At 66.6% G+C, this 21,418-nt stretch carries 19 protein-coding genes; 8 read left to right on the forward strand and 11 right to left on the reverse strand.

All coding sequences use genetic code 11. The features are described from left to right. Positions 1-77: 77 nt before the first annotated feature. Positions 78-656, reverse strand: a complete 579-nt coding sequence (locus ASD94_RS01115) for a TlpA disulfide reductase family protein (RefSeq protein WP_056637366.1) — start codon at positions 654-656, stop codon at positions 78-80. After that, complete coding sequence (locus ASD94_RS01120; RefSeq protein ID WP_056637369.1) at positions 653-1,252, reverse strand: hypothetical protein; 600 nt, start codon at positions 1,250-1,252, stop codon at positions 653-655. Before ASD94_RS01120 ends, ASD94_RS01115 begins: the two co-directional genes overlap by 4 nt. 205 nt (positions 1,253-1,457) lie before the next feature. Here ASD94_RS01120 and mpl point away from each other — a divergent pair, with 205 nt between their 5' ends. Then, positions 1,458-2,879 carry a UDP-N-acetylmuramate:L-alanyl-gamma-D-glutamyl-meso-diaminopimelate ligase gene (gene mpl, locus ASD94_RS01125; protein ID WP_056637372.1) on the forward strand — a complete coding sequence of 474 codons (1,422 nt, stop codon included), beginning with the start codon at positions 1,458-1,460 and terminating at the stop codon, positions 2,877-2,879. Positions 2,880-2,934: 55 nt separating this feature from the next. Here mpl and ASD94_RS01130 read toward each other — a convergent pair whose 3' ends face one another. From ASD94_RS01130 to ASD94_RS01160, 7 genes are all read right to left on the reverse strand, one after another. Further along, the gene (locus ASD94_RS01130) at positions 2,935-3,243 is read right to left on the reverse strand and encodes a hypothetical protein (RefSeq protein WP_056637375.1); all 309 of its coding nucleotides are present in this window, start codon (positions 3,241-3,243) and stop codon (positions 2,935-2,937) included. A 100-nt stretch (positions 3,244-3,343) separates the two neighbouring features. Beyond that, positions 3,344-4,465 (reverse strand): 3-deoxy-7-phosphoheptulonate synthase, encoded by a 1,122-nt coding sequence (locus tag ASD94_RS01135; protein ID WP_056637379.1) that lies wholly within the window; start codon positions 4,463-4,465, stop codon positions 3,344-3,346. Positions 4,466-4,747: 282 nt separating this feature from the next. After that, the gene (locus ASD94_RS01140) at positions 4,748-5,287 is read right to left on the reverse strand and encodes a hypothetical protein (protein ID WP_056637659.1); all 540 of its coding nucleotides are present in this window, start codon (positions 5,285-5,287) and stop codon (positions 4,748-4,750) included. A gap of 111 nt (positions 5,288-5,398) precedes the next feature. Continuing rightward, the gene (gene tldD, locus ASD94_RS01145) at positions 5,399-6,883 is read right to left on the reverse strand and encodes a metalloprotease TldD (RefSeq protein WP_056637384.1); all 1,485 of its coding nucleotides are present in this window, start codon (positions 6,881-6,883) and stop codon (positions 5,399-5,401) included. 91 nt (positions 6,884-6,974) lie between these two features. After that, positions 6,975-7,313 (reverse strand): YegP family protein, encoded by a 339-nt coding sequence (locus ASD94_RS01150; protein ID WP_056637386.1) that lies wholly within the window; start codon positions 7,311-7,313, stop codon positions 6,975-6,977. 94 nt (positions 7,314-7,407) lie between these two features. Then, complete coding sequence (rodA, locus tag ASD94_RS01155) at positions 7,408-8,583, reverse strand: rod shape-determining protein RodA (RefSeq protein ID WP_056637389.1); 1,176 nt, start codon at positions 8,581-8,583, stop codon at positions 7,408-7,410. Between the two features lie 29 nt (positions 8,584-8,612). Then, positions 8,613-11,051, reverse strand: a complete 2,439-nt coding sequence (locus ASD94_RS01160; protein WP_056637393.1) for a serine/threonine protein kinase — start codon at positions 11,049-11,051, stop codon at positions 8,613-8,615. A 113-nt stretch (positions 11,052-11,164) separates the two neighbouring features. Here ASD94_RS01160 and ASD94_RS01165 point away from each other — a divergent pair, with 113 nt between their 5' ends. After that, positions 11,165-11,749 (forward strand): YqiA/YcfP family alpha/beta fold hydrolase, encoded by a 585-nt coding sequence (locus tag ASD94_RS01165; protein WP_056637395.1) that lies wholly within the window; start codon positions 11,165-11,167, stop codon positions 11,747-11,749. Between the two features lie 30 nt (positions 11,750-11,779). Here the strand turns inward: ASD94_RS01165 and ASD94_RS01170 are convergent, their stop codons facing one another. Continuing rightward, positions 11,780-13,375, reverse strand: a complete 1,596-nt coding sequence (locus ASD94_RS01170) for a Wzy polymerase domain-containing protein (protein WP_056637396.1) — start codon at positions 13,373-13,375, stop codon at positions 11,780-11,782. Between the two features lie 91 nt (positions 13,376-13,466). On the opposite strand from ASD94_RS01170, the gene ASD94_RS01175 reads away from it, so the two are divergent. From ASD94_RS01175 to mtgA, 4 genes are read left to right on the forward strand one after another with little or no spacing between them, the layout of a single operon-like run. Next, a complete protein-coding gene (locus ASD94_RS01175; protein ID WP_056637397.1) occupies positions 13,467-15,542 on the forward strand; it encodes a ribonuclease catalytic domain-containing protein in 2,076 nt (691 codons plus the stop codon). 42 nt (positions 15,543-15,584) lie between these two features. Next, positions 15,585-16,445 (forward strand): TonB family protein, encoded by an 861-nt coding sequence (locus ASD94_RS01180; RefSeq protein ID WP_056637400.1) that lies wholly within the window; start codon positions 15,585-15,587, stop codon positions 16,443-16,445. Positions 16,446-16,490: 45 nt separating this feature from the next. Further along, complete coding sequence (aroE, locus tag ASD94_RS01185; RefSeq protein ID WP_056637403.1) at positions 16,491-17,336, forward strand: shikimate dehydrogenase; 846 nt, start codon at positions 16,491-16,493, stop codon at positions 17,334-17,336. Positions 17,337-17,353: 17 nt separating this feature from the next. Then, entirely contained in the window at positions 17,354-18,088 is a 735-nt protein-coding gene (mtgA, locus tag ASD94_RS01190) for a monofunctional biosynthetic peptidoglycan transglycosylase (protein WP_056637406.1), read from the forward strand. A gap of 27 nt (positions 18,089-18,115) precedes the next feature. On the opposite strand, the gene ASD94_RS01195 is transcribed toward mtgA, so the two are convergent. Continuing rightward, the gene (locus ASD94_RS01195; protein ID WP_235510521.1) at positions 18,116-19,570 is read right to left on the reverse strand and encodes a cytochrome P450; all 1,455 of its coding nucleotides are present in this window, start codon (positions 19,568-19,570) and stop codon (positions 18,116-18,118) included. A gap of 76 nt (positions 19,571-19,646) precedes the next feature. On the opposite strand from ASD94_RS01195, the gene ASD94_RS01200 reads away from it, so the two are divergent. Both ASD94_RS01200 and ASD94_RS01205 read left to right on the forward strand, forming a co-directional pair. After that, entirely contained in the window at positions 19,647-20,558 is a 912-nt protein-coding gene (locus ASD94_RS01200) for a helix-turn-helix domain-containing protein (RefSeq protein ID WP_235510530.1), read from the forward strand. A gap of 54 nt (positions 20,559-20,612) precedes the next feature. Beyond that, a complete protein-coding gene (locus ASD94_RS01205) occupies positions 20,613-21,374 on the forward strand; it encodes a lysophospholipid acyltransferase family protein (RefSeq protein WP_056637416.1) in 762 nt (253 codons plus the stop codon). Positions 21,375-21,418 lie beyond the last annotated feature (44 nt).

A 21,418-nucleotide genomic window follows, 5' to 3' on the forward strand; every position in this document is an offset into this window, starting at 1 on the left:
GACATGGAAAAGTGCTATCTCACCAAGAGAAGATGCGCCGAGAAGCTCTATGCCGCACAAGTTTATGGGCCGCATCCTCAGCGCAGACCTGCCCAGAGTTGCAAGTCCTGGGCTGTCACTTGTCCCATTTTACGATGCAGCACTTTCCCCTCCCCGCCCAGGACCACCGTGAACGGGAGGCCTCCCGTCAGGTTGCCCAGCGACCGCCCCAGATCCGTACCACCCAAACCGGCCAGCCCCACCGGAAAATCGAGCGGAATGCGGGTCAGAAACTTGCGCACCGCCGAAGGCTGATCAATCGCCAAACCCAGCACTTGCCAGCCTTTGGCAGATTGTTCGCGATAGAAGGCGTTGAGCATGGGCAGCTCTTCCACGCAGGGTGGGCACCACGTGGCCCAGAAATTGAGCAGCAGCGGCTTGCCCGCCAGGGACTTCATGGTCACAGTGCTCCCGGCAGGCGTTTCAAACTCCAGCCCCCAGAGCGCCTGCTCAGCCCCCGGCTCTACCGCATGGGGCTGAAACTTCCACCATGCAACACCCGCCCCACCCAATGCCGCGGCCCCGGCCACCCCGGCATACAACAAGCGCCTGCGCGCCGCAGAAGGTGCTGCGGCAGCAGAAGTCACAGGGACGAGAGATTCGGCGGACTGGATCATGGGGTCGTGGTTTCCTGGAGCAAACGGCGCACGGCCGTGATATCACCGCGCGGCGTGCGGCCTTTGGCGTCGGGTTTGAGCGCGCCCCGCAGGTCGTCAAGGTCGTAAATCAACAGATGCACACCGATCATTTCGTTGAGTTCTGGCGATTTACTGCCAAGGCTCAAGGCCTCCACCGATTCGCCATGAAAGCCTGTGACCGTGCGCGGTTCGTAGTCCACATGATGATCGATCAAGGCGATCTCTGCCGATTTGGGGTCATCGCAAAACAACTGCAGGTAAATATCCGACAGGCGCGTGGCCGTGCCGTGCCACACCGCTCCCGCCAGATGGGGCCGGAAGGCCGCCATGCACTCCATCCACACCAGGGCCAACTGGCGCAGTGCCCGCAGTTCGCGCGGCTGGGTGTCGGCGCAAAAGAGCTGGATGTACTCCCGCACAGCCTCTTCCACCAAGTCGTTGTCCGGCAGGGGGGTACGGGCCGGCAGGCCCATTTGCCGCAGCGCCCGGCGCTTGGCAGGGCCCCACTCCAGCCCCTCCTCCACCACCAGGCGGGCCGTCGTTTGGGCGATTTCTTCGCTCAGAGGTGTGTGCATGGCAGAGCTGGAAAACTAAGGAACCTGCATTGTGGCGCGAAGCCGTGACGCAGCGGTCGATGACCCCAGGCAGCGCCGGCAACCCAGACAACCAGCGAGCAGGGAAACTATTATTTTGAGAGCACCTCAGGCAGACAGAATAGGCACCAGCCGTCCTTTTTGCCTTGAAGAGGACACCTACCCCCCGGCCTTAGAATCTGCGCCCATGCATATACACATACTGGGCATCTGCGGCACGTTCATGGGAGGCCTGGCGGCCTTGGCGCGCGAAGCGGGCCACAAGGTGACGGGCTGCGACGCCGGGGTCTACCCACCCATGAGCGACCAGCTCCGGGCGCTGGGCATCGACCTGATCGAAGGTTTCGGGGCCGATCAGCTCGCGCTCCAGCCCGACATGTTCGTGGTGGGCAACGTCGTCAGCCGTGCACGGCTGGCCGACGGTTCCCCCAAGTTTCCGCTGATGGAAGCCATTCTGGACGCCGGGCTGCCCTACACCAGCGGCCCCCAATGGCTGGCCGAGCATGTGCTGCAAGGCCGCCACGTGCTGGCCGTGGCCGGCACCCACGGCAAGACCACCACCACCTCGATGCTGGCGTGGATTCTGGAATCCGCCGGGCAGCAACCGGGCTTTCTGATCGGCGGGGTGCCGCTGAACTTTGGCGTGTCCGCACGCCTGGGCGCTGCACAGCGCCCCGCGCCCGCCGCCACGCCCCTCGGGGCTGCGCCGCTGTTCGTGATCGAGGCCGACGAATACGACACTGCCTTCTTCGACAAGCGCAGCAAGTTCGTGCACTACCGGCCCCGCACCGCCGTGCTGAACAACCTGGAATTCGACCACGCAGACATCTTTGACGACCTGGCTGCCATTGAGCGCCAGTTTCACCATCTGGTACGCACCGTGCCGCCCTCGGGACGCGTGGTAGTCAATGGCCTGGAAGAAAGCCTGGCCCGAGTGCTGCACACCGGCTGCTGGAGCGAGGTGACCAGCTTTGGCGCCGCCGTCAGCGACTTTCACGCCGTGGGCGACCCGCAGGCGTTTGACGTGGTGCACCAGGGACGTACCGTGGCGCGCGTGGAATGGTCGCTGACCGGCGTGCACAACCAGCTCAATGCGCTGGCAGCCATGGCCGCGGCCCACCATGTGGGCGTTGCGCCCGCACAGGCGGCTGCCGCCCTGAGCAGTTTTCAGAACGTCAAGCGGCGCATGGAGCTGCGCGGCACCGTGGGCGGCGTGGCCGTGTACGACGATTTTGCCCACCACCCCACCGCATTGCGCACCACCTTGGACGGTCTGCGCCGCACTTTAGGCGCTGGCGCACGCATCCTGGCGGTGTTCGAGCCCCGCAGCAACACCATGAAGCTGGGCGCGATGAAAAGCCAGCTGCCTTGGGCGCTGGAGCCCGCCGACCTGGCGTTCTGCCACACAGCGGGGCTGGACTGGGATGCTGCGCAGGCGCTGGCACCGCTGGGCGTCGGCCCTGGCCAGCGCGCCCAGACGGCTCCGGACATCGATACGCTGGTGGCCCAGGTCACCCAGGCCGCGCGCCCGGGCGACCACGTGGTTTGCATGAGCAATGGGGGCTTTGGCGGCATCCATGCCAAGCTTCTGCAGGCGCTACAAAAATAATAGCTTCTAGCGCATATTCCCCTAGCGCTAGCGGCCGATTTTTGTCAAATAGCGCTCAGAACGTGACGGCCATGCCCGGCACGTCCACGCGCACGATGGGCTTGGCCAGCGCGGCACTGGCGGCACGCGCAAAGTCGCGGGACCACGCAGGGTCCTGCATCAATGCCCCGGCCGCATGGGCCACGGTCAGCACCTTGTCGGCCAGCAGCACCTTGCCGCTGGCGCGCAGGGGCTCACAGTCCAGCGCGACGAACTGGTCGTCGAGCCAGCGCCGACCGGCCTCGTGGGCCATGGGCTCGGCGCCCTCCAGGTCAAAACGGTATTCCTGATTTGCGGCCAGTTTGACCGACACTTCGCTGTGCATGATGGATCGCCTTTCTGCGTTTTTGGGGTAACTTGAGCCCCCTGCTGCACGTGTTGTGCAGCGAGAGGCCCAAGTTTAGACCCTGCCCTGAACCCAGCGGTCAACGGGCGCGGCGCGCTTTCACGGCGTCCGACAGCTCAGCCAGCGCCTGCAGCGAGGTGTCCCAACCCAGGCAGGCGTCGGTGATGCTCTTGCCGTATTCGAGTGCCGAAGGGTCGTCCTTGCCGGGTGTGAACTTTTGAGCACCTGCCGTCAGGTGGCTCTCAATCATCAGGCCGAAGACGCTGCGCGAACCACCTGCCAATTGCGCCGCCACGTCGCGGGCGACATCCAGCTGCTTTTCATGCTGCTTGCTGCTGTTGGCGTGGCTGCAGTCCACCATCAGAGTGGCTGGCAGCTTGGCAGCTTCGAGGTCCTTGCAGGCGGCAGCCACACTGGCAGCGTCGTAGTTGGGCGTCTTGCCGCCGCGCAAAATCACGTGGCAGTCCTTGTTGCCCTTGGTGTTCACGATGGCGACCTGGCCGTTCTTGTGCACCGACAGGAAGTGGTGGCCCCGGCTGGCCGACTGAATGGCATCGGTGGCGATGCGGATGTTGCCGTCCGTGCCGTTCTTGAAGCCGATGGGCGCCGAGATACCAGAGGCCAGCTCGCGGTGTACCTGGCTTTCGGTCGTGCGGGCACCAATCGCGCCCCAGCTGATCAGGTCACCGATGTACTGGGGCGAAATCACGTCCAGGAACTCGCTGCCGGCGGGCATGCCCAAGCGGTTGATCTCGATGAGCAATTGGCGCGCGATGCGCAGGCCTTCGTCGATGCGGTAGCTCTCGTCCAGGTAGGGGTCGTTGATCAGCCCCTTCCAGCCCACGGTGGTGCGTGGCTTTTCGAAGTACACGCGCATCACGATTTCCAGCGTGTCGGCGTACTGGGTGCGCACGGCCATGAGGCGGCGGGCGTACTCGACGGCGGCGGCAGGGTCGTGAATAGAGCAAGGGCCAATCACCACCAGCAGGCGGTCGTCCTTGCCGGCCATGATGTTGTGGATGTTCTTGCGGGTCTGGGTGATCAGCGTCTCGACCGGCGTGCCGCCAATCGGGAAGAAGCGGATCAGGTGTTCGGGAGGAGGCAACACGGTGATGTCCTTGATACGTTCGTCGTCGGTCTGGCTGGTTTTCTCGACGCTGCGGTACCAGGCATCGCTGGTGGGGTTGGTAGTGGCCGTCATGCTTGCTTCCTCGTGGAGTCGGTTGGAGTGGATGGAAAAACGGGAGGGCTGAAAAACAAAAAACCGCCGGGCTTTGCAGCTTCGGCGGTTGGTATGGGGAGGTTGTGTGTGCTTGCGCGTTTTCCTCTCATCCGCCGGGGACCGAGATAAAAAACCAAAAATAAAACGCGCTGCGAACTTGCATGGCAACCAATGTAGCACAGGAGCGCCGCAGTTCGGCACCCTGCGCATGTTGCAAACGCACGACAGACCGCCACTCAACAGACATCAAGCCCGGGCGATTCATCGGCGCCCGCCCCGAAACCACGCACGCAGGCGCTGCAATGCCGAGGGCTTGCGGCGCGGTTGCGCATCCTGCAGGTCGCTCGCGGGGTCGCTCTGGTGTTCGTACATGTCGATGAGCAGCAAGGCCTCACCCAGCGTGCGCCAAGCCAGCAGTTCGAATTGGTCAAAGCTGGCGCGCTCCTGAGTGCTACGGCGCTCCAGCATCTGCTGCCAGCCGGCAATGGCGTTGCGCAGCTCCCGGAGGGCGCGCTGGTAGGCGCCAAACTCGTACAGCGCGTGCCATGCGGAGCCCAGGCCGGTCAAAAAGAGCTGGTGCTCACGTGCACTGTGCGACAAGGCCACCACGCGGCGGGTGATCTCGGTGGTGTCGGTGCTGGTGCGGCGGGTGCGCACCGCCTCGTCGATCTGCATGGACAACACACCCAGGCTGTCGCGCAGTTGGCGCGAATCCTCGTCCGCAACGCCCTCGCGCAAAAAACGGCTGATGTCTCCAAACGATTGGAGCGTCAGCAATTGACTGGGGCGCGTGGCAGGCATGGTGTCACCCATTGTGCGCTGGCCAACACGCAGTACAAGCCCCAAAAAGCGGGTGAAACCGCGAAGTCACGCGCCACACCCGCTCCGCCGCCAAAGCTGACAACGCAACCCTCAGGCCGTGCCGCCCACGGTCAGGCCTTCGATACGCAGCGTGGGTTGACCCACGCCCACGGGCACGCTCTGGCCTTCCTTGCCACAGGTGCCCACGCCGCTGTCCAGTCGCATGTCGTTACCAATCATGGTCACCTTCTTGAGCGACTCGGGGCCGCTGCCGATGATGGTGGCACCTTTGACGGGGTACTGGATCTTGCCGTTCTCCACCCAATACGCCTCGCTGGCCGAGAACACAAACTTGCCCGACGTGATGTCCACCTGTCCGCCCCCGAAGTTGCTGGCGTACAGGCCCTTCTTGATGCTGGAGATGATCTCTTGCGGGTCTTTGTCGCCGCCCAGCATGTAGGTGTTGGTCATGCGCGGCATGGGGATATGGGCGTAGCTCTCACGACGACCGTTGCCGGTGGGTGCCACGCCCATCAGTCGCGCATTCAGTGAATCCTGGATATAGCCCTTCAAGATGCCGTCCTCGATCAGCACATTGCGCTGGCTGGCGTGGCCTTCGTCGTCCACATTGAGCGAGCCGCGGCGGTCGGCGATGGTGCCATCGTCCAGCACCGTGACGCCCTTGGCCGCCACACGCTGGCCGATGCGGCCGCTGAACGCGCTGGAGCCCTTGCGATTGAAGTCGCCTTCCAGCCCGTGGCCGATGGCCTCGTGCAGCAGGATGCCCGGCCAGCCCGAGCCCAACACCACCGTCATCTCGCCCGCCGGGGCGGGACGCGATTCCAGATTGACCAGGGCCGCGTTCACGGCCTCATCGACATACTTGCCCATCTGCTCGTCGTCGAAATAGGCCAGGCCAAAACGGCCACCGCCACCAGCGGAGCCCATCTCACGGCGACCGTTCTGCTCGGCAATCACTGTGACCGACAGCCGCACGAGCGGTCGCACATCGGCCGCCAGGGTGCCGTCGGCGCGCGCCACCAGCACCACGTCGTATTCGCTGGCAAGCCCCGCCATCACCTGCGCCACGCGCGGGTCCTTGGCGCGGGCGCGCTGTTCCAGCCGCTCCAGCAGCGCTACCTTGGCGGTGCTGTCCAGCGAGGCAATCGGGTCCACACCGGGGTAAAGGCTGCGGCCAGCCGCTACCTTTTTAGGAGCAACCCGCACTTTTTCTGCCTGCGCTACAGACGAAATAGACCGCACGGTGCGCGCTGCATCCAGCAGCGAAGCCTCGGAGATGTCGTCCGAATAGGCGAATGCCGTCTTCTCGCCGCTGACGGCACGCACCCCCACCCCCTGGTCGATGCTGAAGGAGCCGGTCTTGACGATGCCCTCTTCCAGGCTCCAGCCTTCGCTGCGGGTGTACTGGAAGTACAGGTCCGCATCGTCCACCTGGTGGGTGCGGATCTCGGCCAGGGCACGGGCGAGGTGGCCCTCATCCAGGCCGAAGGGGGTCAGCAGCAGTTCACGGGCAACATCGATGCGCTGGCTGGTGGCAGCGCGCTGGGGCGCGGCAGTGGTAGAGCGGGAAGTCATCGGGGCATTTTAGGCGCGCGATCGTCCCTGGATGGCCCTGGGCCTGCATGCCCCCACGCAGCCCCTGTGCGCTGCGGGCCAGCTCGCGGCGTCAAGCAGCCGTCTGGTCGTCCAGCCCGGCCTGCGCGGCATGGACCTGCACCGACTCGATGCCCTCATCCCGCGCCCTGGCACCCGAATACATCTGGCTTTGCCCGATCACCTGGCCATTGCCCGCCTTGAGGGTGAAATACGGCGCCCCGTTCTTGGCACTGAGCCGGCCAAAACGGCCGTCGTTCGGAGCGTTCTTGCGCACCGCCTCGATGCCACCCAGCGCGCTGGCGTGAGATTCGTACATCTCGCTGGTCAGGATGACCTGACCGTTGGCGGCCAGCAGGTTGAAGACAAACTTGTCGTTCTTCGACTTCTTGAGCTCGAACTTCGCCGCCATGGGGAAACCCTCCGGATGCTGAGTGGCCAAAACACGGTTGGCCAGCCGGTTTGTACCCCGAGGGCGTGTTGCGGGCAACCGCGCCCACAAGGCCCTACAGCGCGGCGGGGAGAGGGTCCTTGGTTTCCTGCTTCTGGGATCGCGCCACCGACATCAGGATGCCCAGCGCCAGCCCCAGGGTGACCATGGCGGTGCCTCCATAGCTGACGAAGGGCAAGGGGACACCCACCACCGGCAGGATGCCACTGACCATGCCCATGTTCACAAAGGCATAGGTGAAGAAGATCATCGACACCGCGCCCCCCATGAGGCGGCCAAACAAGGTACTGGCGCCCGCCGCAATGGCCAGCCCCCGCCAGACCAGCAGCAGAAAACACACCAGCAGGAACAGGTTGCCCGCCAGACCAAACTCCTCGGAATAGGCGGCAAAGATGAAGTCGGTCGTGCGCTCGGGAATGAACTCCAGATGGGTTTGGGTGCCCGCCATGAAGCCCTTGCCCCACAGGCCGCCCGAGCCAATGGCGATCATGCCCTGGATGATGTGGAAACCCTTGCCCAGCGGGTCGCGGGTGGGGTCCAGCAAGGTGCAGATGCGCTGCTGCTGGTAGTCGTGCAGCACCACCCAGCGCACGCCATCCGCGCACAGCTGGTCGCCCAGCAGCACCAGGGTAGCGATGCCCACACCGCCGATCAGCACCGGCGGCAGGATCAGCTTCCAGGACAGGCCCGCAAAGAAGATCACCGAGAGCCCCGCCGCCAGCACCAGCAGCGACGTGCCCAGGTCAGGCTGCTTCATGACCAACCCGACCGGAATGGCCAGCAGCAGGCCCGCCGCGGCAAAGTCCAGCGGGCGCAGCGTGCCCTCGCGCTTCTGGAACCACCAGGCCAGCATCAGCGGCATGGCAATCTTGAGGATTTCACTGGGCTGGATGACGATGCCCACGTTGATCCAGCGCGTGGCGCCTTTTTTGGTGATGCCAAACAGCGCCACCGCCACCAGCAGGGCCACCCCGGTCAGGTACAGCGGCACGGCGCAGGCCATGATTTTCTGGGGCGGCACCTGGGCCACCATGAACAGGATGGCCCCCGCGATCAGCATGTTGCGCCCATGGTCCACAAACCGCGTGCCGTGGTCATAGCCAGACGAATACATGGCCAGCAACCCCGCACAGGCCAGCAGCAACACCAGCAACAGGAGCGGAAGGTCAAAACCCCGAAACAGGGGCACCAGACGCTGAACGAGCGTGGGCTTTTCAAAAACAACGGCCATCCCCCGATTATCGGGTGGATGCCACCGCGTCACCCCGCCTGCCGGAAGGCCATCACCGCCTGGTTGCGCAGGGTACGCAGCAGGCCCAGGGCCTTGTCATCCACCACAATGCCGCCCGCCGTCGCCTGGTCGGCGTAGATGAGGGCAAAGGGCTGCCCCTTGATCTGCAGCGGCAGCAGCAGAAACGACGGCGCATTGATGCCCTTGCGGTACCAATCGGGCAGCCGCGCCTGCATGCGGGGCTCGGTGGCGTCGTTGATCAGCGTGTCGGCGCCGCGCAGGCACACGGCGGCAAACAGGTCACCTTGCGCCTTGAGGGGCACCTTGAGAGACCGCACGGCCACCTCGCTGCCCTCACCCAGGCCAAAGCGGCCGGTCAACATGTCGGTGCGGGCCTCGCGCAGGCAAAACACCATGCGCCGAAAACCCAGGGCACGGAACATGGTCTCCAGGATCATTCGCAGCACATCGTTGAGCTGAAAACTCTCCACCATCGCGTTGGTGATGTCCTGGATGCCCGCAGCCAGCACTTCATTGACCTGCGCCACAGACACTGCCCCACCCGCCTGGGATTCGAGCACAGCGGGCAGGGGCTGTGTTTCCGTCACCCGCAACTCGTGGGCGCCCAGGGCGTCATCGGGTGCGGCCTGCGCCGCGGCAGCCGATGGCAGCTTGAGCAGGCGGGCCGCCGGGGTGTCGGGCGCCACACGCAGGTCCAGCGCCTCGGCCAGTGCCACCAGTTTGTGGCGCGCTCGCAGCGTGGCGTCGGCAATGGCCTCGGCTGACAGCGCCAGCGTGCGTGCGTAGCGCGTGCCAACCTGGCTCAACTGCCCCTCCAGTTGGGCGGGTTCGCAAAACAGCAGGGTAGTGGCCACCTCGTTGGCAGCCAGGGCGGCCCAACGCAGTCGCTCCACGCCCTGTTCAGGCGAGCGCTGCGTGGGCGAGCCCAGCGGCTTGCGCATGCAGCGCTGCAAACTCTCAGGCAGGCCCCAGACGCGTGCCACGCCCACCCCCAGGTCCTCAAACCCCAGGCCCAGCACCTGCACGGAAGCAGCCTCTTCCCTGCCCTCCATGCGCCCCGAGGCCACCAGGCTGCGCACCTGCCGGGCTTCCTCCGGAAAGTAGAACTCGCACAGCATGCGCCCCAGGTTCTGGAACATCGCGCCGATGAAGGCCTCTTCGGCCGCCTGGCTGGTGCTGCACAGCTCGGCGGCCACCGAGCCGGCCATCATGGCGCGCAGGAATTCCTCGCGCATCTGGCTGGCGTGGGCCTTGTCCTGCATGTGGTCCAGCAGCACCAAGCTCAGCGCCATGTTGCGCACCGCATTGAAGCCCACCAGGCTCACCGCACGCGAGACGGTACTGATGGTGCCCCGGCTGGCGTGGGCGTAATGCACGCTGTTGACAAGGCGCAGCAGCTTGTTGGTGAGCGCCACGTCCTTCAGGATTTCGTGGGTCAGGTCGCTGATGCTGTCATCTTCCGAATTGGCCACGCGCTGGATGCGCGCCACCGAGTCCGACAGCGCCGGGAAGTCGCTCTTGTGCCGCATGCGCCGGAGCAAAAAATCGAGCGTGGCATTGCTGGAGGCTGTGGGTGCACTGGCCGGTGCCGCCCAGGCACGCAGCGCATCCCGAAAGTCTGCCGCCGTGGCGTAGCGCTGCGCAGGTTCACGCGCCATGGCGCGCTGCAGGATGGCACGCAGGCCGTCGTCCACCCCGGGCCCCAGGTCAGCGGGCAACACCAGGGTGTCATTGGCAATGCGGTACAGCGCCTGCCAGGTGTCCTTCTGGTGGATGAGAGGGCGCCCCGTGAGCATCTCGACGAGCACCAGTGCGGCGGAATACACGTCCATGGCGGGGGTGGGCGCGGCGCCGGCCGCTGCCTCAGGCGCCATGTAGGCAGGCGTGCCGCTGGCCAGTTGGGCGTCCGGGCCGGCATGCACAGGGGCGGCCAGGCCAAAGTCCATCACCCGGGCGTGGCGATGGGCGTCAATCATGATGTTCGACGGCTTGAGATCCCGGTGCACGATGCCCGACTGGTGGGCGGCATGCAGGCCATCGAGCACATCCACCATGAGGGCCACGGCGTCGTGCGGTGTGCAACGCCCTTGCTGGGCCAGGTGCTCGGCCAGTGTGAGGCCCGGCACGTACTCAAAAACGATGTAGGGTTGCGCGCCCTGCACGTCGGCCTCGAACACCGGCACGATGTAGGGATGGGCCAGGCGCCCCACATGGCGCGCCTCGCGCAGCCACTGTTCCAGCACCGACGGGTCCTGGTCCTGCATGGGGCGCATGAGCTTGATGGCCACCTCGCGCTGCAGGCGCGGATCCAGCGCCAGCCACACGGTGGCCTGTGCCCCCCTGCCCAGTTGCTTCTTCAGCTCAAACCGGCCCAGCGAGGCAGGCGGCTTGTCGCCTGATCCGAGCGCCCATCGTCTGGCAGTGGAAAGCGGGGCAAAATCGGTCATGGTGCGGGGTAGCAAAACAGGCGCCGCACGGTGTGGCGCCCCGGTACCCACATCTTATGCCTGCGCCAGCCCGGTAAAAGCAGTGATTCCCCTGCCCCGATCACTTTCTGCCCATGACCACCACCCACCTGCTGTACCTGCACGGCTTTCGTTCATCCCCCTCCTCCGCCAAGGCCCGCCAGACGGCCGCCCATCTGGCAGCGCACCACCCCTCCGTCACCGTCTGGTGCCCCCAGTTGCCACCATCGCCCCGGGCCGCCATGGCGCAGGTGGCACAGGGCATTGCCGATTGGCCCCGCAACTCCATGGCCGTGATCGGTTCGTCGCTCGGCGGCTTCTACGCCAGCTGGGTGGCCCAGCACGCGGGCTGCCCTAGCGTGATGCTCAACCCCGCCGTGGACCCGGCGCGCGACCTGGCCCGCTACATCGGCGAGCAGACCACCTGGCACAACCCGAACGAGCGGTTTTACTTTTTACCGGAGTACATCGCGGAGCTGCAGGCCCTGGACATGCGGGGCCGCCCGCCCGCTGCGCCGGAACTCGCCATCATCGCCAAGGGCGACGAAGTGCTGGACTGGCGCGAGATGGTGGGGCGCTACCCCCAAGCGCAGCAGGTGGTGCTGGAGGGGGGTGACCATGCGCTGGGCAACTATGGGGAATACCTGCCTTTGGTCAGCCAGTTCTTGCGGCTGGCCTGAGCGTGCTGCGGCCGTGCGCAGCACATCCGGTCAGGGCTTCAGGTGTGACGAAAGCCGCCGCCCCTGCTCCCGCCAGCGCGCATAGTCCGCCGGGTACGCAGCGCGGTAACGCTTGAGGTGAAACGCCGCCTCGTCATCCAGCCCCAGCATCGTGGCGCTCTCGATCAGCGGCTCGATCACCCGGGGCTCGGGCGAGAAATGCAGCAGCTTATTGGCCACCGCAAAGACCTGGCCCGCGTTGCTGGGAGAAAGCTCTATCGTGGTCAGCAGCGCAAAATCGACCTGGTCGGTGAAGAACGGCGTGTCGCCTACCTTGCGCACCGTGTCATTGCGCAGGGATGGCGGGCGTTCGGCGAGTGGTTTGTAGAGCTGACCAACGCGGTAAAAGTCCCAGCCTGCGCAGGCTCCCAGTGCCAGCGCCGCCACGATGACGGCCACCATCACCCGGCGCGCGCCCAGAGATGTGGCCCAGCTGGGCAACTGCCAGCGCCACAGCAACGCGATGGCCAGCACCGTGACCAGCTGGAACGGCCCGTACCACAACGGAAACTCCAGCAGGCTGTGCAGGCCCACCAACGCCAGGATGCCCCAGGCCAGTTGCCGCGCAGGATCGGCCTCGTGCCAGGGTTGCTCGCGCAGCACCCACACCACCACTGCACCACACAGGGCCAGCGCCACCGGCACGCCCAGCTCCACCGCCAGGTGCAGGGGCAGGTTGTGCGCGTTGTCCAGCAACACACAAAACCGCTCGCCCGGAAACAGCGTGATGTAGTGCGCGTAGTCCAGCTCGCCCCAGCCCCAGCCCGCCCAGGGCTTTTGCGCAATCAAATGCAGTACGTTGGCCCACAACACACGGCGGCTGGTGCAGCCTGGCTCTTCGTCCAGGATGCGCACAAACAACCCATCCGAGGCAAACCCGGTCCAATCCAGCAGTAGGCGGGGCAGCCACCACGCCGCCACACCGTACAGCACCAGGCCAACCACGCCCAACCCCAGCACCAGGCGCCCCCATGACGCGCGCCAGCACAGCATCAGACCCAGCATCAACAGCCACTGCGCCGCCCCGGTGCGCGACGCCGTGGCCGCACCCGACATCGCGAGCAATGCCAGCCCCCAGGCCATCAGCAGACCGATCAGCCAGCCCGGCCACTCCATCCGCCCACGCGGCGGCGCAGCGTGGTACGGGCGTTCCAGATGCCCCCGCACCTGCACCAGGCCCCACAGCAAAGCCCATACGCCCAGACTCAGCAGTGTCGCCTGCTGATTGCGCTGGCGCAGGTTGCCAACGGCCTGCCCCAGGGTAGAGGGCTGCACCCCCGGCAGTCCGGGGTCGCCCTGAAAATACTGCAGCAGCCCAATGACCGCCGCCACCAGTGCCGCCACCAGAAGGCCGGCCGCCAGCAGCCTGCTCGACACCAGGGCTGGCGCAACCCCGGTCTCCCTCTCCTGGTCCTGCGCCTGCGAGCCGCCGGAGCGCGCCAAGGCCAGCAGCACCAGCACTGCGCCGCAGACCCAGGACGCCAGTAAGGGCCAGAAATTGTTGATGGGCGCCTGCGCGAAACAGAACAGGAAAGGCAGCGCCAAAGCCAGCAGTGTCAGCGGCGTGGCCATGGTGGCAAAGGGCATGGGATGGCAGGTAGGGGCAAAAATGACGCGCCGTGGATCATATGCGCCGCTACCAGGGTAGCCTGATGGCGCCCATGGGACAATCGCCGCCATGCACGCATTGTTTGAAGAAGCCGGCAAATTCCTCGCCGGCCGTATCCTGTCCGAAGCCGATACCTCCGCCCAGGTCGAGCTGGACTCTGGCAAACGGGTCAAGGTCAAGGCCGCCCACATCCTCCTGAAGTTCGAAAAACCCGCCCCGGCAGAACTCGTTGCCCAGGCCCAGGCCGTGGCCGAGACCATCGAGCTGGATCTGGCCTGGGAATTCGCGCCCGAAGACGAGTTCGGCTTTGCCGACCTGGCGCGCGACTATTTCTCCGACAACGCCACCCTGGCCCAGCAGGCCGGTGCGCTGTTCCGCCTGTACGACGCGCCGCACTACTTCCGCCGCGCGGGCAAGGGCCGGTTCAAGAAGGCCTCGGCCGAGATCCTTCAGCAGGCGCTGGCCGCCATCGAGAAGAAGAAGGCACTCCTCGCGCAGATCGACGAGTGGGCCGCGCAACTGGGCCGGGGCGAATGCCCGCAGCCCATCCGCGACCAGCTTTACAAGATTCTGTTCAAGCCCGACAAGAACGCGCCCGAGTACAAGGCCGTGGTCGACGCCAGCCGCGCCACGCACACCGCGCCGCTCGATCTGCTGCAAAAGGCGGGCGCCATCGATTCCAGCTACCAGTTCCACTGGAAGCGGTTCTTGTTCGAGAACTTTCCCAAGGGCACGGGCTTTCCGGCCGTCACGGCGCCCGTCATTGCCGACGAGCTGCCGCTGTCCACCGCGCAGGCGTACTCCATCGACGACTCGCAGACCACTGAAATCGACGACGCGTTGTCCGTCCAGGGCCTGGGCACCGGCACCGTGGTGCTGGGCATCCACATCGCGGCGCCGGGCCTGGCCATCCAGCCGGGCAGCGCCATCGACCAGCTCGGCCGCGCGCGCCTGTCCACGGTCTACATGCCGGGCTACAAGATCACCATGCTGCCCGACGACGTGGTGCAGACCTACACGCTGGACGAAGGCCGCGCCAACCCCGCCGTGTCGCTCTACGTCACCATCGACGAAGCCACGCTGGAGTTCAAGGGCTCTGAGACCAAGCTGGAGCGCGTGCACGTGGCCGCCAACCTGCGCCACGACCAGCTCGACAGCGTGGTGACCGAAGAATGGCTGGCCGATCCGTCGTTTGAACACCAAAACGACCCCAAGCGCTTGTCCGAATTGCGCCCACAGCTATCATTTTTGCACCGCCTGGCCAAAGACCTCAAGGCCCGCCGCGAAGTCGTGCGTGGCAAGCCCGAGAACTTCAACCGGCCGGACTACAACTTCCGCCTGGTGGGCAACAACGGCGCCGAGCCCACGGGCAGCGAGCAGGTGCAGATCAGCGTGCGCCAGCGCGGTGCACCGCTCGACCTGATCGTGGCCGAGGCCATGATCGTGGCCAACAGCACCTGGGGCAGCTGGATGGCGGAGCTGGGCGTGCCGGGCATCTACCGCAGCCAGGCCAGCATGGCGCCGGGCGTAAAGGTGCGCATGGGCACCAAGGCGCTGCCGCACGCGGGCATCGGCGTGAAGGCCTATTCGTGGGCCACGTCGCCCCTGCGCCGCTACACCGATCTGGTCAACCAGTGGCAGATCATTGCCTGCGCGCGCCACGGCAAGACGGCCGCGCTGGCCGCGCCCTTCAAGCCCAAGGACGCCGACCTGTTCTCCATCATCAGCAGTTTTGACGCGGCCTACAGCGCCTACAACGGCTACCAGGCGGGCATGGAACGCTTCTGGACGCTCAAGTATGTAGAGCAGAACGGCATCACCGAGCTGAACGCCACCGTTTTCAAGGAAGGGCCGGGCGGCAGCTTCCTGGTGCGGGCGGACGACATTCCGCTGGTCTTCCCGGTGCTGGGCGCGCAGAACCTGCCGCGCGGCGCACGCCTGAAGGTCAAGCTGGGTGAGGTGGACGAGATCACCCTCGATATCCACGGCACCGTGATCGAGCGCCTGGACGACCCGGCCGACACCAGCGATGACGGCCCGGTGGACGATGCCGAGGACGACGACACCGTGGCCGGGCCGATTGCGATTGCAGTGGACGTGAACGAGGCACCCGCCGACGCCGCTGCAGCAGCCACGGCGCCCTGATATCCCCCGAACCCCTTGAATCCCCCTTGATAATTGCCGGCGATGAAACTCCCCGCCTTCCTCCGCACCTTCAGCACGCTGCAGCTGGCGCTGGGCGTGTCGATTGCCGTGCACGCCGCACTGATCTCGGTGCGCTTCATCGACCCTGAGGGCTTCAACCGCGTGTTCCAGGACACGCCGCTCGAAGTCATCCTGGTCAACGCCAAGTCCAATGAGCGCCCCGACAAGGCCCAGGCGATTGCCCAGGCCAACCTGGCAGGCGGCGGTGACGCAGAGAAAGGCCGGGCTACCAGCCCGCTGCCCTATACCGCGCTGACAACGGTCGGGGACGACTTCGAAGAAGCCCAGCGCAAGATGGATGCGATGCAGGAGCAGCAGACCCAGTTGCTGGCGCAGCTGCGCAAGCAACTGGCGACCATGCCCGCGCCCGACCCGCGCCAGGCCGCCCAGAGCGCCGACCAGGCCAGCGAGCAGGAAAAGCGCCGCCAGCTCGTCAAGCTGCTGGCCGAGATCGAAAAGCGCATCAACGAAGAGAACTCGCGCCCCAAGAAGCGCTACATCAGCCCCGCTACGCGCGAAGAGGCCTACGCCGTGTACTACGACGCGCTGCGCCGCAAGGTGGAAGACAAGGGCACCGAGAACTTCCCCGAGCAAGGCGGCAAGAAGCTATATGGCGAGCTGACGATGATCGTCACCGTCAACCACGACGGCCGTGTATTGGGCACCGAGATCGCGCAAGGCTCGGGCAACGCCACGCTGGACCGCCGCGCAGAAGCCATTGCCCGCGCCGCAGGCCCGTTCGGGCCCTTCAATGCCGAGATGCGCAAAAAGGCCGACCAGATCGCGATGGTGGCACGCTTCAAGTTCACCCGCGACCAGACCCTAGAAACCAGCGTCCGGTAGTTCCCGGCGCGGCCCCGCACAGGGCCACCCCCACAAGCCTTTGCCATGAGCCAATCCCCCGATCTGTACTGCGTGATGGGCAACCCTGTCGCCCACAGTCGCTCGCCCGCCATCCACGCCCGTTTTGCCGAACTGACGGGCGAAGCGATTGCCTACGAGCGCCGTCTGGTGTCCATGGATGGTTTTGCCCAGGGCGTGCGCGCATTCGCTGCAGAGGGCGGTCGTGGCTGCAACGTCACCGTGCCCTTCAAGACCGAAGCGCCTGCCCTGGCCACCGAGTGCAGCGAGCGCGTGCAGCTCGCCGGCGCAGCCAACACCCTCACCTTCCGCGCCGACGGCAGCCTGTATGCCGACAACACCGACGGCCTGGGCCTGGTGGCAGACATCACGCGCAACGCGGGCGTGTCGCTGGCCGGGCGCGATGTGCTGCTGGTGGGCGCGGGGGGCGCCGCCGCGGGCGTGCTGGGCCCGCTGTTGCTGGCGGGGGCCCGTCACATCACCGTGGCCAACCGCACCCTGGCCAAGGCGCAGGCGCTGGTGCAGTCGCACAGCGCCCTGGCAACGCTACAAAAAGCAGAGCTGTCAGCGCAAGACCCACTAGCGCTATCGACCAATTTCGACGTCATCATCAACGCCACGGCCAGCAGCCTCTCTGGCGGCGGCATCCCGGTGCCCGCCAGTGTGCTGCGCCCCGGCGCCCTGGCCTACGACATGATGTACGGCCCTGCGGCGCAAGGCTTCCTCGACTGGGCGCGCCAGCACGGCGCCGTGCCCCGCGACGGCCTGGGCATGCTGGTGGAACAGGCTGCTGAAGCCTTCTTGCTGTGGCGCGGTGTGCGCCCGCCTTCGGCCCAGGTGCTGCGCGAAATGCAGCCATCCACCGCCGCCTGAACCCCGGGGACGCCACGATGAAAGCCGTGTTGCGCTGGCTGGGACTGCTGGTGATTGCCTTCGTGGCGCTGCAGCTGTTCTTTGTGCTGCGCATCGCCGCCATGGCGGCCGTCAACCCCGAGTCCACCACCTTCCAGCGCTCCGAAGCCTGGACGCTGCTGGCCGGCAAAGGCCATGTGCCCTGGCGCCAGCAGTGGGTGCCGTATGCCAGCCTCTCCGACCACCTCAAACGCGCCGTGATCGCATCGGAAGACGATGGTTTTGTGAACCACGATGGCGTGGACTGGACAGCCATCGAAAAGGCCTGGGAGCGCAACGCCAAGGCCGAAGCCCAGGCCAGCAAGGCGCAGGCCCGCGCCCCCGACCGCCCCGTGCGCACAGCAAAGATCCGCGGCGGCTCCACCATCACCCAGCAACTGGCCAAGAACCTGCTGCTGTCGGGCGAACGCACGCTGCTGCGCAAGGGGCAGGAATTTGTGCTCACGCTGGCGCTGGAGCAGTTGCTCTCCAAGCAGCGCATCCTGGAGATCTACCTCAACAACGTGGAATGGGGCGAAGGCGTGTTCGGCGCCGAGGCCGCTGCACAGCACTACTTCCGCAAGAGCGCCAGCCGCCTGAGCACCGCCGAGGCCGCACGCCTGGCGGTGATGCTGCCTGCGCCCAAGCGGTTCGAGAAAACGCCGGGGTCGGCCTACCTGGCGGGGCGCACGCGCACGATCCTGGCACGGATGGGCGGCGCGGAGCTGCCCTGAACATCGTCCACACGTAAGCAGCGCGCCTTATCGCCCCTGCGGCGCCTCGCGCCGTTGCAGCCACAGCGCAGACGCCCCCTCCGGCCGCAGCGTCACTTGAAACCTGGGCGCTCCCACGACGCGCCCCTCCAGCAGCCGCACCGTGTAGCGCTGCAGCAGCATGGCCGCCAACAGCGTCATCTCGAGCATCGCAAAGTGCTGGCCAATACACACACGCGGCCCCAGGCCGAACGGAATCCACGCGCCCCGGGGAATAGGTGGCGCGCCGTCCAGAAACCGCTCGGGCGCAAAACGGTCCGGCTCGACAAACCAGCGCGCATCGCGGTGCAGCACCCAGGGAGTGATGCGCAGCATGGCGCCTTGGGGCACCGGCACGCCGCCCAGCGTGATGGGCGCAGTGGTGCGGCGGCTCATCAGCGCGGCGATCGGGGGATAGAGGCGCAGCGCTTCTTTCAGCGTGGCACCCAGCCAGGGCAGCTGGGCCAGATGCTCGGGGCCAGGGGTGCCGCCCTGCAGCACGGCATCGACCTCGGACTGGGCGCGCTGCGCGGCCTCGGGGTGCTGGGCCATGAGCAGGGTCCACCACAGCAGCGTGGTGGCGCTGGTTTCGTGTCCGGCCTGGAAGCTGACGATGCACTGGTCGAACACCTCTTGCGCCGACAAGGCCTCGCCGGTTTGCTCGTCGCGCAGGGCCAGCAGCATGTGCAGCAGGTCTGAACGCTCCTGTGCACCGGGTGCGGCCACCTCGGCCTGGCGGGCATGGATGTGGCGCCAGACCAGCCCCTTCAGCGACCGGATCGCGCGCCGCTTGGCCGCCTTGCCCGGCAGGGGCAGCCAGTCGGGCAGGGTAAAGGGCATGAACATTTCGCGAAAGGCGGTTTCCGACAGCGTCTGCGTGGCCCAGGCGGCTTCGCGCGCATCGTCCTGTGCCGAGGTGCTGAACAGCGTGCGCAGGATCACGTCCATGGCCACGTCCGTCCACAGCGCATCCACGGCCACCTGGGCACCGGACTGGCCCGGAGGCACGGCAGCGTCGAGCGCGCTGCGGGCGGCATCGGTCATCAGCTGCGCATAGCCTGCCACCCGCTTGGGCGTGAAGGCGGGCATCAGCATGCGGCGCTGGCGCTGCCAGGTGGCGCCCTCAGTCACCAGCACGCTCTGGCCAAACACTTCCTCGAACACCTCCATGCCACGCTCCCAGCGGATGAGCTGGTCGGCATGGGTGACCAGCGCCTCGCGCACCAGGTCGGGGTGCATCAGGTCCCACGCATCCTCGTACCCTAAGCGCATGCGGGTCAGGTCGCCGTGCTCGCGCTGCAGTTGGGTCACAAAACCCAGGTAGTCGGCCCGCATGGCGCGCAGCAGCGGCAGGCCCCACCAGCGGCTGCGCGGGCCGCTCGGTAGTACGGGCGAGGGTGGAACGGCGGGGGCGGAAGCTGGGGCAATGGCGGCAGGCGCCTCAGGGGCAGTGGTCGAGTTCATGCCCCGCATGCTGCAGTGCAACAGCCGGGCCGTATTGAACGATTGCGACAGCCCCCGTCGCCTACACTCGCGCCCCATGGCAAGCTTGGCCCCCCTCTCCCCTCGGCACCCTGCCGGGCTGATCCCCTCGGGCGAGCTGTGGCTGCCGCGCGCCAGCCTCACTGCCTGCGTGCGGGCCGCCATGGCGCGCAGCACGGTGGGCCACACGCTCAGCGATGCACAGCGCATCAACCGCTTTCCGGCCTCGCCGCTGTGCAGCCTGAGCTGGTGGTTTGAAGGCCGCAGCGAGGCCTTGGTGGCCGAGCGCCCCGACACCATGCCCACGCAGCACAGCCCGCGCGAGGCCTACCCCGGTCGCTGGGTGCTGGCCGGCCCGCAGACCCGCCCCACCTCCAGCTACTGCGCAGGCCCCACACACGCCATGATGGTGATGTTCATGCCCGACGCGCTGCTCCAGCTCACCGGCGTGGACCCCGGCACCCTGACCGACCGCATGGTGGACGCACAGTCGCTGTTACCGCCCGACTGGCTGGCGCTGTGCGAGACGGTGCAGAACCTGCCGGACAACGCTACGCGTATGCAGCACCTGGAAGACTTTCTGGAGCCCCGCTGGCAGGCCTGCCGCCCCGCCCAGCCCCTGCCCACACAGCGCTACGGTGACTGGGCTGCACACCTGGCGCAGCGCGCCGCCCTGTCCGCCCCCGGCCGCAGCCTGCGCCAGCTGGAGCGGCGCATCAAGCGCTGGGCCGGGCTGCCCCTGCGTGAGCTGCGTGGCTTTGGCAAGGCCGAGCAGGCGTTCTTTGACACCATCGCCGTCGACGCCGCGCAGGGCTCGGTCCAATGGGCCGATGTCGCGGCGGGCGCGGGGTTCTCGGACCAGTCGCACCTGTGCCGCGTCACGCGCCGCATCACCGGGTACGCGCCGCAAGCGCTGTACAACGGCATCTATGGCGACGAGGCGTTCTGGGCGTATCGCATCTGGGTGTAGCGCCGCCCCGGCCCTTGCCGGGCATGCGGGCCCAGCGCCCGTATCATCCCCGCCATGCTTGCCAAGTTGATGAGTCTCCTCCTGCTGGGAATCGTGCGGTTTCTCACCGGCTCCCAGGCCCGCTGGTACGGCTGCCCGCCCAAGGCCGAGCAGCGCATCTATTTCGCCAACCACCAGAGCCATGCCGACATGGTGCTGATCTGGGCCGCGCTGCCCGAGGAGCTGCGCAGCATCACGCGGCCCATCGCCGCCAAGGACTACTGGACCAAGACGCCGTTCCGGCAGTGGATCACCACGGCCGTGTTCAACGCCGTGTATGTGGACCGACAGGCCACGCCGGCGCGGCCCGCAGCGCCCGTGGCCGCCGATCCCACCGTAGCTCAGGCCCCAGCAGCCGATACAGACACTGCGGCCGCCGGTGGCCCCGACCCCTCACCCGAAGTCCCGCCGCGCGCGCCCACGCCTGAGGAGCTGCGCGCTGCCCTGCCCGAATCCGACCCGCTGGCCCCGCTGGTGCGCGCACTGGAGAGTGGCGACTCCATCGTGATCTTTCCAGAGGGCACGCGCGGCCATGGCGACGAGCCCCAGGCATTCAAATCCGGCCTGTTCAAGCTGGCCCAGATGTTTCCGCAGGTGGTGCTGGTGCCCGCCTGGATCAACAACGTGCAGCGCGTGATGCCCAAGGGCGAAGTGGTGCCAGTGCCCATCCTGTGCTCGGTGACCTTTGGCACGCCCATCCAGCTCGAAGCGGGTGAAGAGCGCCGGCCCTTCCTGGACCGCGCACGCCGCGCCGTGATTGCGCTGCGGGAAGTCTGACCATGACCCGTCCGAAGCCCCTGCCCTTGCCTAACGCCGCTCTC

Source organism: Acidovorax sp. Root70, from assembly GCF_001428225.1.
Lineage (GTDB): Bacteria > Pseudomonadota > Gammaproteobacteria > Burkholderiales > Burkholderiaceae_C > Acidovorax.

What these genes read in the sequence shown, in the direction of transcription:
- ASD94_RS01115 (WP_056637366.1), bottom strand. Translation starts at nt 656, where the DNA reads ATGATCCAGTCCGCCGAATCTCTCGTCCCTGTGACTTCTGCTGCCGCA.
- ASD94_RS01120 (WP_056637369.1), bottom strand. Translation starts at nt 1,252, where the DNA reads ATGCACACACCTCTGAGCGAAGAAATCGCCCAAACGACGGCCCGCCTG.
- mpl (WP_056637372.1), top strand. Translation starts at nt 1,458, where the DNA reads ATGCATATACACATACTGGGCATCTGCGGCACGTTCATGGGAGGCCTG.
- ASD94_RS01130 (WP_056637375.1), bottom strand. Translation starts at nt 3,243, where the DNA reads ATGCACAGCGAAGTGTCGGTCAAACTGGCCGCAAATCAGGAATACCGT.
- ASD94_RS01135 (WP_056637379.1), bottom strand. Translation starts at nt 4,465, where the DNA reads ATGACGGCCACTACCAACCCCACCAGCGATGCCTGGTACCGCAGCGTC.
- ASD94_RS01140 (WP_056637659.1), bottom strand. Translation starts at nt 5,287, where the DNA reads ATGCCTGCCACGCGCCCCAGTCAATTGCTGACGCTCCAATCGTTTGGA.
- tldD (WP_056637384.1), bottom strand. Translation starts at nt 6,883, where the DNA reads ATGACTTCCCGCTCTACCACTGCCGCGCCCCAGCGCGCTGCCACCAGC.
- ASD94_RS01150 (WP_056637386.1), bottom strand. Translation starts at nt 7,313, where the DNA reads ATGGCGGCGAAGTTCGAGCTCAAGAAGTCGAAGAACGACAAGTTTGTC.
- rodA (WP_056637389.1), bottom strand. Translation starts at nt 8,583, where the DNA reads ATGGCCGTTGTTTTTGAAAAGCCCACGCTCGTTCAGCGTCTGGTGCCC.
- ASD94_RS01160 (WP_056637393.1), bottom strand. Translation starts at nt 11,051, where the DNA reads ATGACCGATTTTGCCCCGCTTTCCACTGCCAGACGATGGGCGCTCGGA.
- ASD94_RS01165 (WP_056637395.1), top strand. Translation starts at nt 11,165, where the DNA reads ATGACCACCACCCACCTGCTGTACCTGCACGGCTTTCGTTCATCCCCC.
- ASD94_RS01170 (WP_056637396.1), bottom strand. Translation starts at nt 13,375, where the DNA reads ATGCCCTTTGCCACCATGGCCACGCCGCTGACACTGCTGGCTTTGGCG.
- ASD94_RS01175 (WP_056637397.1), top strand. Translation starts at nt 13,467, where the DNA reads ATGCACGCATTGTTTGAAGAAGCCGGCAAATTCCTCGCCGGCCGTATC.
- ASD94_RS01180 (WP_056637400.1), top strand. Translation starts at nt 15,585, where the DNA reads ATGAAACTCCCCGCCTTCCTCCGCACCTTCAGCACGCTGCAGCTGGCG.
- aroE (WP_056637403.1), top strand. Translation starts at nt 16,491, where the DNA reads ATGAGCCAATCCCCCGATCTGTACTGCGTGATGGGCAACCCTGTCGCC.
- mtgA (WP_056637406.1), top strand. Translation starts at nt 17,354, where the DNA reads ATGAAAGCCGTGTTGCGCTGGCTGGGACTGCTGGTGATTGCCTTCGTG.
- ASD94_RS01195 (WP_235510521.1), bottom strand. Translation starts at nt 19,570, where the DNA reads ATGAACTCGACCACTGCCCCTGAGGCGCCTGCCGCCATTGCCCCAGCT.
- ASD94_RS01200 (WP_235510530.1), top strand. Translation starts at nt 19,647, where the DNA reads ATGGCAAGCTTGGCCCCCCTCTCCCCTCGGCACCCTGCCGGGCTGATC.
- ASD94_RS01205 (WP_056637416.1), top strand. Translation starts at nt 20,613, where the DNA reads ATGCTTGCCAAGTTGATGAGTCTCCTCCTGCTGGGAATCGTGCGGTTT.